General features: G+C 57.0%; 13 protein-coding genes and 5 pseudogenes. 10 read left to right on the top strand and 8 right to left on the bottom strand.

Going from position 1 to position 12738, the window contains the following annotated elements; genetic code table 11:
• The first annotated feature begins 37 nt into the window (after positions 1-37).
• From ISN39_RS33040 to ISN39_RS33035, 4 genes and pseudogenes are all read left to right on the top strand, one after another.
• Positions 38-853, top strand: a complete 816-nt coding sequence (locus tag ISN39_RS33040) for an IS6 family transposase (RefSeq protein ID WP_246763558.1) — start codon at positions 38-40, stop codon at positions 851-853.
• Positions 808-930 (top strand): annotated as a pseudogene (locus tag ISN39_RS37160) (IS30 family transposase); the annotation flags it as partial. The gene ISN39_RS33040 and the pseudogene ISN39_RS37160, both read left to right, overlap by 46 nt.
• Positions 931-1253: 323 nt before the next feature.
• Positions 1254-1391, top strand: a pseudogene (locus ISN39_RS37155) (histidinol-phosphate aminotransferase); the annotation flags it as partial.
• Positions 1392-1488: 97 nt separating this feature from the next.
• Positions 1489-2307 carry a class I SAM-dependent methyltransferase gene (locus ISN39_RS33035; RefSeq protein ID WP_194732176.1) on the top strand — a complete coding sequence of 273 codons (819 nt, stop codon included), beginning with the start codon at positions 1489-1491 and terminating at the stop codon, positions 2305-2307.
• 468 nt (positions 2308-2775) lie between these two features.
• On the opposite strand, the pseudogene ISN39_RS37150 reads toward ISN39_RS33035, so the two are convergent.
• Positions 2776-3065: pseudogene (locus ISN39_RS37150) on the bottom strand (integrase core domain-containing protein); the annotation flags it as partial.
• Between the two features lie 206 nt (positions 3066-3271).
• Positions 3272-4260, bottom strand: a pseudogene (locus ISN39_RS33030) (IS5 family transposase).
• A 112-nt stretch (positions 4261-4372) separates the two neighbouring features.
• Between ISN39_RS33030 and ISN39_RS33025 the strand changes: the two are divergent.
• Both ISN39_RS33025 and ISN39_RS33020 read left to right on the top strand, forming a co-directional pair.
• Entirely contained in the window at positions 4373-4594 is a 222-nt protein-coding gene (locus ISN39_RS33025; RefSeq protein WP_194732175.1) for a hypothetical protein, read from the top strand.
• A gap of 262 nt (positions 4595-4856) precedes the next feature.
• On the top strand, positions 4857-5738 hold the full coding sequence (locus ISN39_RS33020) for an IS5 family transposase (RefSeq protein ID WP_194732174.1): 882 nt from the start codon (positions 4857-4859) through the stop codon (positions 5736-5738).
• A gap of 144 nt (positions 5739-5882) precedes the next feature.
• On the opposite strand, the gene ISN39_RS33015 is transcribed toward ISN39_RS33020, so the two are convergent.
• Both ISN39_RS33015 and ISN39_RS33010 read right to left on the bottom strand, forming a co-directional pair.
• Positions 5883-6146, bottom strand: coding sequence for a hypothetical protein (locus ISN39_RS33015; protein WP_194732173.1), 264 nt, complete (start codon positions 6144-6146; stop codon positions 5883-5885).
• A 75-nt stretch (positions 6147-6221) separates the two neighbouring features.
• Positions 6222-6509 (bottom strand): annotated as a pseudogene (locus ISN39_RS33010) (Tn3 family transposase); the annotation flags it as partial.
• A gap of 305 nt (positions 6510-6814) precedes the next feature.
• On the opposite strand from ISN39_RS33010, the gene ISN39_RS33005 reads away from it, so the two are divergent.
• Positions 6815-6982, top strand: a complete 168-nt coding sequence (locus ISN39_RS33005; protein WP_194732172.1) for a hypothetical protein — start codon at positions 6815-6817, stop codon at positions 6980-6982.
• A 435-nt stretch (positions 6983-7417) separates the two neighbouring features.
• Positions 7418-8167 carry an IS5 family transposase gene (locus ISN39_RS32995; RefSeq protein ID WP_348652009.1) on the top strand — a complete coding sequence of 250 codons (750 nt, stop codon included), beginning with the start codon at positions 7418-7420 and terminating at the stop codon, positions 8165-8167.
• A gap of 9 nt (positions 8168-8176) precedes the next feature.
• Here ISN39_RS32995 and ISN39_RS32990 read toward each other — a convergent pair whose 3' ends face one another.
• From ISN39_RS32990 to ligD, 3 genes are all read right to left on the bottom strand, one after another.
• The gene (locus ISN39_RS32990; protein WP_194732170.1) at positions 8177-8386 is read right to left on the bottom strand and encodes a hypothetical protein; all 210 of its coding nucleotides are present in this window, start codon (positions 8384-8386) and stop codon (positions 8177-8179) included.
• A 4-nt stretch (positions 8387-8390) separates the two neighbouring features.
• Positions 8391-8777 carry a hypothetical protein gene (locus tag ISN39_RS32985; RefSeq protein ID WP_194732169.1) on the bottom strand — a complete coding sequence of 129 codons (387 nt, stop codon included), beginning with the start codon at positions 8775-8777 and terminating at the stop codon, positions 8391-8393.
• Between the two features lie 151 nt (positions 8778-8928).
• Entirely contained in the window at positions 8929-9993 is a 1065-nt protein-coding gene (gene ligD / locus ISN39_RS32980) for a non-homologous end-joining DNA ligase (protein ID WP_194732168.1), read from the bottom strand.
• A gap of 851 nt (positions 9994-10844) precedes the next feature.
• On the opposite strand from ligD, the gene ISN39_RS32975 reads away from it, so the two are divergent.
• Positions 10845-11342 carry a hypothetical protein gene (locus ISN39_RS32975; protein ID WP_194732167.1) on the top strand — a complete coding sequence of 166 codons (498 nt, stop codon included), beginning with the start codon at positions 10845-10847 and terminating at the stop codon, positions 11340-11342.
• Positions 11343-11557: 215 nt separating this feature from the next.
• Here the strand turns inward: ISN39_RS32975 and ISN39_RS32970 are convergent, their stop codons facing one another.
• Positions 11558-12310: an IS6 family transposase gene (locus tag ISN39_RS32970; RefSeq protein WP_194732230.1), complete on the bottom strand. Its 753-nt coding sequence runs from the start codon at positions 12308-12310 to the stop codon at positions 11558-11560.
• Between the two features lie 217 nt (positions 12311-12527).
• Between ISN39_RS32970 and ISN39_RS32965 the strand changes: the two genes are divergently transcribed.
• Positions 12528-12701, top strand: coding sequence for a hypothetical protein (locus ISN39_RS32965; RefSeq protein WP_194732166.1), 174 nt, complete (start codon positions 12528-12530; stop codon positions 12699-12701).
• The last annotated feature ends 37 nt before the right edge of the window (positions 12702-12738 follow it).

The raw sequence follows: 12738 nt of genomic DNA, 5'->3' as shown, positions 1-12738 counted from the left end.
TTAACTGACGGCTGATGAAGATGTGCGTACATGGGCCATGTCAGAAGTTGCTCGTGATCCGCTTTATCGTCGCCACCGCTTTCCCGCCGAGATCATTGCGCACGCGGTATGGCTCTACTTTCGCTTTCCGCTCAGCCTGCGCATGGTTGAGGACATGCTGGCGGCCCGCGGCATCATCGTCACGCATCAGACCGTTCGAAGCTGGGCGGAGAAATTCGGACGGCATTTCGCCCGGGAGATCAAGCGACGGTCGGCCGGCTGCCTGGGCGACAAATGGCATCTCGACGAATGTGTGGTGGCGATCAATGGCAAGAAGCAGTGGCTCTGGCGTGCCGTCGATCAGGACGGCTTCGTCCTCGAAGTGCTGGTGCAAAGCCGCCGAAATGCCAAGGCGGCAAAGCGCCTGATGCGCAAGTTGCTGAAGGCTCAAGGGCGGACACCACGGGTCATGATCACCGACAAGCTCCGGTCCTATGATGCCGCCAGGCGCGACCTCATGCCCGGTGTCGAACACCGGTCGCACAAAGGCCTCAATAATCGAGCGGAAAATTCGCACCAGCCGACCCGACGACGCGAAAGGACCATGAAACGCTTCAAGTCGGCACGCCAGCTTCAGCGGTTCGTTTCCATCCATGATCCGATTGCCAACCTGTTCCACTTTCCCCGCAATACGCTGTCATCGGCTCAATATCGAGACTGCGTAACGCCGCCATGCAATCTGGAACAAAATCGCGTGTGTCGCCGCAGCCTGACAGCCGTCCCCGCCAGCTATCGCTGCATCAATCCGCTGATAACTTTACAGTGCCATCCAACATCTCCCAGCAACAGCTCGTCGACCTTGCCCATCACCTGAATGCGCAGCCACGCAAATGCCTCGGCTACAAAACACCGGCCGAAGTGTTCATCGCTCATTTGCGTGAATCCGGCTGATCCCCTACCCTGCACTCGCCCATGTTGCACTTGGTGTAGATTCTCACACGTGCCGGGTGACAGCGGCAATGGTGGTTGACTTGGCTCGCGGCGTGACGCCGTTGTCGGGTTGCAGTTGCTTATCGAACGACGCGCGCCACGAGGAGATTAGTCAAAGCGCTAAAGGCACGAATCGCCGCTGTATCCATTCGGTGAATGATGACATGCAAAAAAGTAATTTTGCCGGTTGTGTCAAACCTTACTAGAACACGTCCAGCATAATCAGGGCATCACACGGTCTGCGGACAATGCGCCTGCCCTCGGCGACTGAACGGAGAAAAATTTTGTCTGATGCAAAACTTCAGAACGTACTCTCGTCTCTTTCGCAATTGGCCAGGAAGCTGGATTGTTTGGCGTCCAGCCCAGCACCGGATGCTAGTTGCGTCAAACTAAACACGAATGAAAACCCCTTTGCGTTGCCGTCACCCTGACGCGCTCTGCGCCTCATTAATCGTTACTCGAACCCACTGTCGCTAAAAGCGATGATCAGAAAAGCTGCGCAGGCGATGGAGACCGCACGTGAGAGAGAATTCCTACATAATTCATGGTGGTTCTCAGGGCCGGGAGCGGATGCGGCTCGTCGCTGAGGTCCTGTGGCCCGGGACACTCGCATTCCTGGCGCACGCCACACCGATGGCGGGGAAGCGTGTCCTGGACCTCGGATGCGGCGGCGGCGACGTCACTCTCGAGCTCGCCCGGTTCGCGGGATCAGACGGGTGTGTCCTCGGCCTTGATTTCGACCCCGTCAAAGTCGCCATAGCGCAGGATGAAGCCACCGTCGCCGGCTTAACGAATGTTCGGTATTGCGTTGGTGATGCACAGTCGCCAGACATTTTTGGAATCCTAGGCGCGCCTTTCGACATCGTTTATGCACGTTGTTTTCTCTCTCACCTCACTGAGCCCGATGCGGTTCTCAGGCACATCCGCGACGCTCTCGCGCCCAATGGCCAGCTCCTGGTCGAGGACGTTGATTTCGGCAACTCTTTCTGCACCCCAAAGTCATGGGCCTTCGATCTTTACGTGGATCTCTACCAGCGTGCGGCCCGTAGGCGTGGCGCCGATCCGGAAATGGGAGCGAGCCTCGGTCAACGGTTGGCGTCGGCGGGGTTCAAGGTTGCCCGTAGATCGTGGACGCAGCCCACGGGTTGTGAACGCAAGATTAAGCTGCTGTCGGCGTTGAGCTTGGAGGCAATAGCCGAATCCGTCGTCGTCGACGGCGTGGTAAGCTCCGACATTGTGTCAAGTGCTGTCGACGAACTTTATCGATTGGCGGAGGATAGCACGACGGTCATGTCGACTCCGAGGATCGTGCAGGTCAGTGGAACCTGCCAACCGTAGCTGGGGCTGGTGGCCAGCCGGGCGATCATAGAACCAGCTGGAGTGTCGATCCGATTCAGATCATTCCCCAGGAGCGCGACGATTGAACCCCGATGCTGCTAGACGGGGTCTCCTTGTCGCTTAGTTTGCTGTGTTCTGACTGGGCAATGCAGTTCATTTCGTCAGCGATCCCCTGGCTCTCAGCCGGCGCCAACAGTGCAGCGTCTGGAAGAATAAACCTATCGAGCAGATTTCATTTGAGCTCCTGCGGCGAAGATCGGGAGACTACCGTGGTCGTGCGAATCCTTTACGGTGTCCCTGCAATCGACATGCCGACCAGGACCGTTGTAGGGAAAACCATGTGCATCGCGTCGCCGCGCCGACGGAATACTTGCGCTTCAGCGTCGGTTTCGGACATATATGTCTTCACTCGGACTGACAGCCGTAGCATCAAATGACGATTGTCGCCTCTGACCTGCCATGGAACTTTCATCCAGCGGCGATTAGAGCCTCGGCGGTTTTCGTTTACGCCAATTGGCGCGGCGGGGAGCAACCGGCGGGAACGGTAGCCTTCATCCTCTAAAGCGTTGGAGCCGGTTGCGGCAATGGTCCCGGCATAGGCTGCCGGGGTGCATCCGAGCGACGAATGCGGCGGAATCTAGTGTAGTCGTCAACCCATTCGGAAATGGCACTGCGGGCGTGGCCGAGTCCGCAGAGCAGGTTCTCGTTCAGCGCTCGTCGCGCATGCGGCCGGTGAAGGACTCGAAATGGCACTGTAAAGTTATCAGCGGATTGATGCAGCGATAGCTGGCCGGGACGGCTGTCAGGCTGCGGCGACACACGCGATTTTGTTCCAGATTTGCATGGCGGCGTTACGCAGGTCTCGATGTTGAGCCGATGACAGCGTGTTGCGGGGAAAGTGGAACAGGTTGGCGTTGGTGCACGGATGTGGAGCTGAACGGATGGGGATCTTTGAAACGGCTGACTATGGCGTGGCTGCCTTGCGGCGGACGGCTTTCGGGCGTGCGCAAGCAAGCATGCGGTTGAGGACGGCGCAGCCGATGGCGACTTCGGTCTGCTGACCAGGCAGCGACCTGGCCCGCAGACGCCGCCCGATGATGGACTTGTATCGCCCGATTGCCGTCTCAACCAGCGAGCGTTTGCCGTAGCCGTTAGAGACCTGCCATTTCATCCGGCCGTCACTGTTGATTGCGGCGATATGCCGGTTCCGTTGGCCGGGAGGTCTATCGTCGCTTGGCTCGACCGCGTGGCGCGAGGCGGAATGACGATAGCCGCCGCCGCGCTATGATCGATGACTGCGTCGTATGTAGGTTTTCCATCATAGGCACCGTCGGCTGTGAACTGTGCGATCGGACCGCCAATCTGGTCGAGGAGTGGCGCAACTTGAGAGACATCGCCAGCATCCTTATCCGTCAGGGTATGGGCAACGATCTCGCCGCTATCCGCATCCAGTGCCAGATGCAGCTTTCGCCAACCTCGGCGGGATCTGGCGCCATGCTTCTCCTCCAGCCACTGGCCCGCGCCGTAAACCTGCAGGCCGGTGCTGTCCACCAGAACATGCAACGGTCCGGCAGGTGGAACCTGATTTCCGGGCCGCTTCCCGGCAGATCGCCATGCGCGCGCCCGACGGCTCAGCGTGGTGTGATCGGGGACGGCAAGCGCTAAGCCCATCAATTGCAGCACCGATTCCAACAAGCCTTCTGCCTGGCGAAGCCGCAAGCCAAACACCAGGCCCAGCGTCAAGGTGGTCTCGATTGCCAGATCTGAATAACGGTGCTGGCCGCCGCGGGTCTTGCGTCTTGGAGCATACCATTTGGACAGGGCTTCCGGTGTCAGCCACAAGGTCAGGCTGCCACGCCGACGAAGTCCTGCTTCATACTCCGGCCAGTTCGTCACCCTGAACTTCGTCTTCTCAATGTGATGACGACGGCTGGCATTGTGTTTGAAAGGCATGACTAAACGACAAGAGCTGTTGCGGTTCCCTCTTGCCTAACTCAGAACGCTAAACGTTCCGTGCACCAACGCCGTAGGGAGGGGCTTATTCGATTGTCTCTAGGATTTGGTGATGCTTGACTATCGCGCCGAGGCCGCCATTGAGCAATGCCAGGATGTTATCCTTCGTCATCGGAAGCGTTTCGATCCTCTCGATGTGCATTATGGGCCACTCTGCGTCGGGATCGCTGGTCACGTCTCTGCGCAGATCAAGCACCGATCGGCGCGCAGCTTCCTCCTCGTCAAAGAATACATCGGGAATCCCGGTATCGACCCAACGATTTTCGTCGCGTGAACGAAGCGGCGAGTACGTGTAGAATGTGAAAGACTGGTCTCTGGACATAGTGGTTCCTTGCGATGGTTTGGGCCATTACTAGGCTGGGTGACCGATCTTTGCGAGGATGAAGGGGTTAAATCAATTGTAGAATCCTACAAGGTCTGCCGAACGATTATAGGATGGCCGGTGCGGGGACTTGCCGGGATGGGCGTTGTTGCGTGGATCACCCGGCGACTGATATTGAGCGGTGGTTTTCAGTCTCCTGATCCGGATTTCGACGATGCCGCACAATTTCAATGCCGATCGGCGGGACAAGATTGCCAAGCAGAAATATCAGGTGACGAATTGGCCGGCATATAATGAAAGCCTGCGTCAACGTGGTGATTTGACCATCTGGGTGAAGGATGAGGCCCTGTCTTTATGGACGGCGCGGAGGCGGACATCGCGGGGTGGTCAGCCGAAATACTCGGATCTGGCGATTACGTTGTGCTTGACGCTGCGCGTCGTCTACGGGCTGGCGCTACGCCAGACCCAAGGCTTGATGCGCAGTGTCGCGGCGCTGATGGGGTTCGATATTGCCGTGTCTGACTTCTCCACCCTGTCTCGCCGGAGCAAAGGGCTGGCGTTGCCGTCGACAAAGTCCCGAGCCACAACATCAGGTCCGGTCCATCTGGTTGTCGACAGCACCGGCTTGAAGGTCTTCGGCGAGGGCGAGTGGCTGGAAAACAAGCACAAAACCAAGGCCAAACGCAAAAGATGGCGCAAACTGCACCTTGGTCTCAATCTTGTCAGTGGTGAGATTGTTTGTTCCGATCTGACCGTGGATGATGTCGGCGATCCGACAGCGTTACCAGGACTTCTGGACCAGATCGGTGGCCCCGTCGAGAAGTTCATTGCCGACGGCGCCTATGATGGAACGCCAACCCGAGATCTTCTGGCGACACGCTTTGGTGAGATCGTGGAGGTCATTATCCCACCTCCCAAGACTGCCGTTGCCAGCCCTCAATCGGTGCTGGTTCCATCTGTCCGCGATCGCCATATTGCAAAAATCCAGACCAAAGGGCGGATGGCATGGCAGAAATCCACCGGCTACAACAAGCGCAGTCGCGCGCGTCTCTATGCACGTAATCCGAAGGATCACGGGTCGCGATCATGTTGCTGAAATAAAGAACATCAGTCAGGGGAACGGATTGCCGAAGCATCATCGGATAGTGCGGATAGCCCCCGTCATCCCCCCATGAATTAAGGATGTCCATTTCAAACTGGACTGTCGCTTGTCCGGTTGCTTGGGCCGCTTTTTTCAGCCTCATGACGGTCTGTGCGTAGCTGTCTTGCGCCGTCGGACGATCTTGCACGAGTTCTTGGCGTAAATCTGCGAAGTCGCTGTCACTTCCTTGTCTCTGATCGTGATGCGCGTGATGTAGCCATGCCTGTCGTTTTTCCCGATGGCGAGGCAATCGGTCGTCCATTCGCCATTCAAATTCAAAGGCTTTTCCTGAGCAAAGGCGGTGGCCGGAGCAGCCAGGGCTAACAGATATGTTCCGGCGACAAGATAGCGAATCAAGGTCATCACAGCCTCTCTTGATATTGACTTCGAACGATATGGATAAAAAATCTCGGCCCAATTATGAAGGCCGCGCCCCTGTTACGCGGCCCGTAGCATTCTGCCGGGAAGTCGCAATGACCTGAAGCCTTCCGGCATCTGTTGCTCGGCATCCCAGGAATAGATGCCAGTGAGATTTATGTGTTCCCAACTGAGCGGCGAGATGTGCTTGAGAAGATCGTCGGGAACAATTCGTCCCTGCTGGCGCAGATGGGCCGTGGCGCGGCTGAGATAGACGGTGTTCCAATGCACGATCGCGCTCACGACCAGATTGAGGCCGGATGCCCGGAATGCCTGGCTATCGAAAGACCGGTCGCGGATTTCGCCGCGCTCGTGGAAGCGCTTGCCGATCAGGGAGAACAGGATCCAGGATTGGCGAAAACCCGTCAAGGTTTAGCCGCGCCAGGCGGCTCGTCGCCGGCGAGAGAAAGTGCAAAGATTTTTAGCAAAACATAACAGTCTGTTACGTTTTGAACACGTTTGCATTGCATTCTTCATAAATGAACGCCACAGTTACGCCACATCCTTAAACGAGCGTTTCCGAGCAAGCACACGCTTGTGGTTGCGCAATGACGCGTGGCCAATGACATCCATGCGTTGGATGTCCCTCTAAAAAACTAGGAAGGAATGAAAGTATGTCCGATACCCAGTTGAAAGAGCGTCCCACCCAATCAGAAAACAAGAAGCCCTTGCCGCAGGACGACAAGGCGTTTCAGGACGCCCTGAAGGAAATCTCCGGCGATACGGAAGACTATGCTGGCTTTGATGCCGGCCCGCGTCGCGATATCGGTCCTCGGACCTGATTAGAAGGAGAGCGGGGATGTGGAGGGAATTGTATCAAGATTCTCAGGAGTTTATCGGCCCTCATTTGGTTCGAAGCCTCAAAGCGTTTCCGCTCTCCTTTGATCATATTGCCGATGCTTTGGATGGAGCGAAGAGCGACAACGGTCCCTCGAAGCTCAACTACTTCCGCGGCTACGTTGGCGGTAAGGAAGATTACAGCCTCGCGGAAAAATTCCTGCGTTACGACCTGGCGCCCAACTCGATCGAAAGATCGATTGCCGACGCGTTCGGCGGAGAGGCCCCGAAACTTGGGGAAACCGCCGGTCTCATCGTCAACGGCTCGCTCCAGTGGTCCGACCGCCTCCAGGAAGTAAGTAGCGAGCACGCCCACCAGATCGCGTCGATCTATGCTGACCAGCAGATCACCTTTGATGTGACGCTCTTTATTGGTGCATATGGATCCACGCCGTTCGGAGTGCACATTGACGACGCGAGCCACCGCACAATTCTCTTCAATCTTGGACCGGGCGACAAGGGTATGGCCATTTGGCGCAACCAGGACATCCTCGAACAGTTTGCGAAACCGGCCCCTGCCGGATGGTCCGCTGCATGTGCTGGTCGACAGCACGGGATTGAAAATGTACGGCGCCGGGCAATGGCTTGAGGAGAAACATGGCGCAAGGTCACGCCGCAAATGGCGCAAACTCCATCTGGCAGTGGATGCCAATAGTGGCGAGATCATTGCTCATAAGCTGACCGATCAGAACACGGATGATCCTTCACAGGTGGAGCCGTTGCTCAGCCAGATCGACGGCGGGATCGACCAGTTCACAGCCGACGGAGCCTATGACGGCAAGCCAACCTATAGGTCTGTCCTGCAGCACAGTGCCACCGCGAGCGTCGTCATTCCACCGCGTTCGACGGCGGTTGAAAGCGGTGACACCGGGCCGCCCGGTCAAAGGGACAAGCACATAGCGACGATCGCAAAAGACGGGCGGCTGAAATGGCAGGCAGCCACCGGCTATGGCAAGCGGGCGCTGATCGAAACCGCCATCGGGCGATACAAGGCTTCAATCGGACGACGCTTGCGAGCTCGTTCGTTCGCAGCTCAGCAGGTGGAGGTCGCCATCGGTTGCGCCGTTCTCAACCGAATGCTGGCATGCGGACGCCCGGACTCTGTCCGCTGCCAGGTTAGGCAGACATAGTTAACCCTGTCAAAGACCGAGGTCCGTCGAATTCTTGATCGCTGCACCAACGCCGTTGCTGGCCGGACTTGCCAGCCACACCTCGTTCGCAGCTTGATCAACCGCCTTCCGAAGCGTGGTTCGGCTTTCCTCAGGAAACAGCGTTTCCGCCAATGTCAATCTTTTGGCGGCGCTTCGCTCGATCCCGGCTAAATCGAGAAGTGTTGCGAACGTCAGCACCGGCTCACTCCGAAATCACAGTCACCCATTGCCCGAGATCGGCCTTTTCCTCCGGAGACCCATAACGCAGTCGGTTCATGATGGTGTGGACGGCCATCAGCGCCATGGCGGCCGACTTGCCTTTCACCTGGTACGTCGAGCCGTCAGCCGTAAACGTTGCTCGATGCGGGCCAAATTCGAGGCAGATAGTCCCGTAAATGTCCGGGTGCGAAACCATGATCAGGTGCTCAACGCCTTTGACCGATGTCGTCCACGCATTGTCGACGCCTCGCTCCTGCACCTTGTCGAAGCTTTCTGTCATCGACGTGGGAGGCCCCAGGTCGAAGGACATCAGCGCCTGCACTTTGCGGTCGAGGAAGCGACCAGACGTTCCGGACGCAAGGTCGGACATGATCTCATCATAAGTCACCTTACGCGGACGACGATTTTCTGGCTTGCGGTGCTCGGCTTGAGGAGCCGCCCTTCCTCGCTTTCCGCATCCGCCTTATTGGCGCGGATATGCAAGCCGAAAGATCGGTAGATGTTTCCCTTCAGTGACCGCCTCATGTTCCCTCGTTTTCATCCAGGCGGTAGACCTCGGCATTGTCCTGCACCTCCCGCAAGCCTTTGTAGGATGCATTGCGCAACTTGTTATCTGAGGTCCAAGCCCGGTACTCAATCTCCGCGATGAGCGTCGGCTGAATCCATACGACCTTCCGCTTGCACGAGTATGGAACCGGCGGCTGCTTTCTCCTCCACAGCAGCTTGTCTATGGTGGTCCGTAGCACGAGCGACGCTCGCTCCTTGAATCCAGTTCCTACGCTGCCCACGTAGGTCAAATGATCGCCTCGATAGGCCGCAAGCAGCAGGGAACTGAAGCCGCCGAAAGCGCCGACGGAGGGCTCATACCCGACGATGAAGAATGCTTCGCTCTGGACGCATTTGCATTTGATCCAGTCGCCGGTTTTGCCGGATCGGTAAACGCTATCGCGATTCTTCCCAACGATCCCTTCCAAGCCCAGCCTGCAGGCGTGGTCCAGCAGCTCGACAGGATCAGCGTCGATCTCCTCAGAAAGCCGGATCGCGCTTTCCTTGCCCTGCAGCAGGTCTTCGAGCAGATGGCGGCGAGAGCGGTATTCCAGCCCTCGCAGATCGTGGCCGTCGAAATGGATCAGGTCGAAGGCCATCATGGTTGCGGGCGATACGAGGTTGCCGCTCCGTCGGCCGACCGCGCCCAGACTGGATTGTAACAAGTTGAAATCCGAGCGGCCTTGTTCATCGAACACGCAGGCCTCGCCATCCAAAATCATTGACGCAGGTCCCAGTTCTCGAGCCGCGTCAGCAATTGTGGGAAATCGATGCGACCAGTCGTATCCGCCTCTCGTTAGAACACGGATTCGACCGGCCTCGACGTGGACGTGAATTCGATACCCGTCCCATTTGACTTCCCAGGCGTACCCTTCTGCCGGTGGACGTTGCTTCAGCAAAGCCAGGGCCGGTTCCACTCGATCCGGCATGGGATCGAAGGGCAGGGCGGGTTGCCGTTTCCGGACACGGCGACTTTGAAGCTGGCTGCTCTCATCAGCGAGGAGCGGTTTCGAGCGAGGCGGACGCGGGACTTTTGCCATGCTGTCTATTTCAACAGCATCTGCTTAAAAGTATCCATATGAAAGTCGCCGTTGACCGGGTGATGGCTTACTTCTTCCTCTTCGTCAGCTCGCAGAACGTGAAGATCAGGTATGTGCCAGCATGAACACTCCGCCCAAAACCGGATTGATGAGGCCGAAGATTGCCCACCTTCCCGAAGCCGAGAGCGATTGGGCAATGGACCAACCAACACCTCTGGGCGTCAACTGCCTAGCCGAGAACCGAATACTCGGTGTCCCAATTGACACCTGAAGCAATAGCTCATAGTCGATTTTTCTGTGTATGTACCGATTCCCCGCCATCACTGGATGCATCCGTTGGCGTGGAATGCTCCTGGCGAATTTTTAGAGGTTTGGTCCGCCGTGTCCAATTTTATAAATAGCTTTGCAGAGCAAATTTCGATCATTTCGGATTCCGACGCCCTTGAATACCTTGAGGTCCGCCAATCAGCGCCTCGGGCGGTCAATGAGTGGATCCGCATCGGCACTTGGAACGCTGAGCGCTGCAAGCAGCTTCCCGCGTCGGCGGAATTGCTCGCTAGTCAGGATCTCGACCTGATCCTTCTGTCGGAAATGGACTACGGCATGGCTCGATCCGGCAATTTCAATACAACCAGGGATTTGGCGGACAAGCTCGCGATGGACTATGTCTTTGGTATCGAATTTATCGAGTTGGGCCATGGCAACCAGACTCAAGAACGAGACAAACAATGTCGGCCTTCACGGAAATGCATTGTTGTCGCGTATTGCGCTCGCGAACCTGGAAATCGGTCGACTGTCAGGGGGGAGTTGTGTCGAAGCTCGATTGGCACTCCGATCGTATCGGGAGTCGGATGGCAATTTTTGCGACCGTGGCAGGTTTTGACCTCGTGGTCGTCACGGTCCATCTGGAGTCGCTGAATGACCCTGAGCTGCGGGCGAAACAAGCCCAAGAGGTCGTCGATCTCCTTGAGCGCAATTTTCCTCGCATGCCAGCGATCATTGCGGGAGACTTGAACAGTTCTGCGCTTCCGGAGGGCGCCTCCCAGCCTGATAAAGTACCGGATTGGTTTCTTCATCCACATCAATATGAACCAATGTTCGAGGTTTTTGACAGCGCAGGGTTCTCATGGAGATCGTGCAACACTGCCCAGCACACGCGAAGGCCACTGGCCAACGGCTGGCCTCGCCCCCCGTTCAAAAAACTAGACTGGGGGCTGTCGCGTGACCTCGCTGTTCGTGCGTTTGAGGTTATCCCCGCCGTTGATGATTGTGGCGACCCGATCTCTGATCACGAGTTGATAAGTTTTGAGGTCTCGCCGCGGCGCTCGACATCCAAAACGCAATCATGACCGAGGCCGGTTCGCGGTCCGTAAGGCGCTGTGGCAGCCGACTGCCCATGGTTCGGCATCGGCGGGTCATGCCGTCGAAGTAGCAGACTGCAACGTCCGGTCCTGCTTGTAATGCCTATTACACCTTGCCGATGTCGGTGCGATAATGGGCTCCCTCGAAGGGCTTGTCGCAAACCTTCCCGTAGATCGAAACTACCGCTTGATCGGCAACATTTTCACGCTTTGTTAAGCTTTTGAAGTCCGAAAAGGCACCCGATCAGATCGTTCTGATCGTTGACGGTCCAATCGCCGGTGAAGCCGAAACCCTTCCTTAGCCAGAGCATCGCTTCGAAACCAGCAATCGTTCGGCGTGGCGTATTGAAGGATTGGAAGCCGCCGATTTTTGGCATGTTCTTCTTCACCCGGAAGTGGTCGCACTCGATGCCTTGTTGGAGGTGCTTGGTGACATAGTGGACCGGATTCGGATGCAATAGCCCATCATCAACGGCTGTCTTAATCGTTGACGGGAAGGTGTTGGCGCCGTCTGTGCCGATCTTCTCTGGCGACATCAAAGGCTCATCCTTCAACATTTTACGGAAGAATCGCTTCGCGGCATCGAGGTCGCGCTTTGCGGTCGGCAAGAAGTCGACCGGGTTTCCATGCTTGTCGATGGCGCGGTACAGATAACGCCACTTTCCGCGGATCTTGACGTAGGTCTCATCGATCCGCACTGAGCCACAATGGGGTCGGCGGAACTGACGGAGCCGCTTCTCGATCAGCGGCGCGTAGGCAAGGACCCAGCGATTGATGGTACTGTGGTCGACCTCGAAGCCACGCTCTCGGAACATTTCTTCCAAGTCCCGGTAGCTCAGTGGATACCTCAGATACCAAGTCACGGCTTGGACGATGAGCCATGCCTCGAAATGCCGCCCTTTGAAGTCATCCTTCGATTGTCGCTTCAGTTTCTCAGCAATGGCATTTAAAATCATCAATACGCTCCACCACATAGGGAGCGGGAATTTCCCCGCCGATCGTCCATGCCGTTAAACAAGAAAATTTGCGACAAGCCCGTTGTCGATCCGACACGTGTCGAACATGTGACATGACACTGTTGGGATCATCCTATTGTTTAGAACGGATTTTCTCTGTTGGCACGGTGCATGCGTGGTCATCGGCAAACGTGCATAGACAGACGAGAATTGTTCCATGATCACGCCCACCGAACACTCAGATGAGGTCACCGAACTGCCCCACCGCCGATCCGATTGGTATCTCGGCGCGGTTGCCCGCGCAATTCGAACCGGTGCGGCTGGTTTGAGCCGCTACGTGGCGCGGCGCCTAGGATGGGAAACGCCGGTGGGCGAACTGCTGAAGGGGTAGAGATGACGCGTTGCTCTTCGCCGGGACACTTAAGCCT

Origin of the sequence: Rhizobium sp. 007, from assembly GCF_015353075.1 — a bacterium.
Lineage (GTDB): Bacteria > Pseudomonadota > Alphaproteobacteria > Rhizobiales > Rhizobiaceae > Rhizobium.
The sequence above is the reverse complement of the archived record's forward strand: the minus strand, read 5'-3'. Positions and strand labels throughout refer to the sequence as shown.

Bases quoted from the DNA above. Each gene is read 5' to 3' on its own strand.
- ISN39_RS33040 (WP_246763558.1), top strand. From the start codon at position 38: ATGTCAGAAGTTGCTCGTGATCCGCTTTATCGTCGCCACCGCTTTCCC.
- ISN39_RS33025 (WP_194732175.1), top strand. From the start codon at position 4,373: ATGCTTGACTATCGCGCCGAGGCCGCCATTGAGCAATGCCAGGATGTT.
- ISN39_RS33020 (WP_194732174.1), top strand. From the start codon at position 4,857: ATGCCGCACAATTTCAATGCCGATCGGCGGGACAAGATTGCCAAGCAG.
- ISN39_RS33015 (WP_194732173.1), bottom strand. From the start codon at position 6,146: ATGACCTTGATTCGCTATCTTGTCGCCGGAACATATCTGTTAGCCCTG.
- ISN39_RS33005 (WP_194732172.1), top strand. From the start codon at position 6,815: ATGTCCGATACCCAGTTGAAAGAGCGTCCCACCCAATCAGAAAACAAG.
- ISN39_RS32995 (WP_348652009.1), top strand. From the start codon at position 7,418: ATGGATCCACGCCGTTCGGAGTGCACATTGACGACGCGAGCCACCGCA.
- ISN39_RS32985 (WP_194732169.1), bottom strand. From the start codon at position 8,777: ATGTCCGACCTTGCGTCCGGAACGTCTGGTCGCTTCCTCGACCGCAAA.
- ligD (WP_194732168.1), bottom strand. From the start codon at position 9,993: ATGGCAAAAGTCCCGCGTCCGCCTCGCTCGAAACCGCTCCTCGCTGAT.
- ISN39_RS32975 (WP_194732167.1), top strand. From the start codon at position 10,845: ATGGCAATTTTTGCGACCGTGGCAGGTTTTGACCTCGTGGTCGTCACG.
- ISN39_RS32970 (WP_194732230.1), bottom strand. From the start codon at position 12,310: ATGATTTTAAATGCCATTGCTGAGAAACTGAAGCGACAATCGAAGGAT.
- ISN39_RS32965 (WP_194732166.1), top strand. From the start codon at position 12,528: ATGATCACGCCCACCGAACACTCAGATGAGGTCACCGAACTGCCCCAC.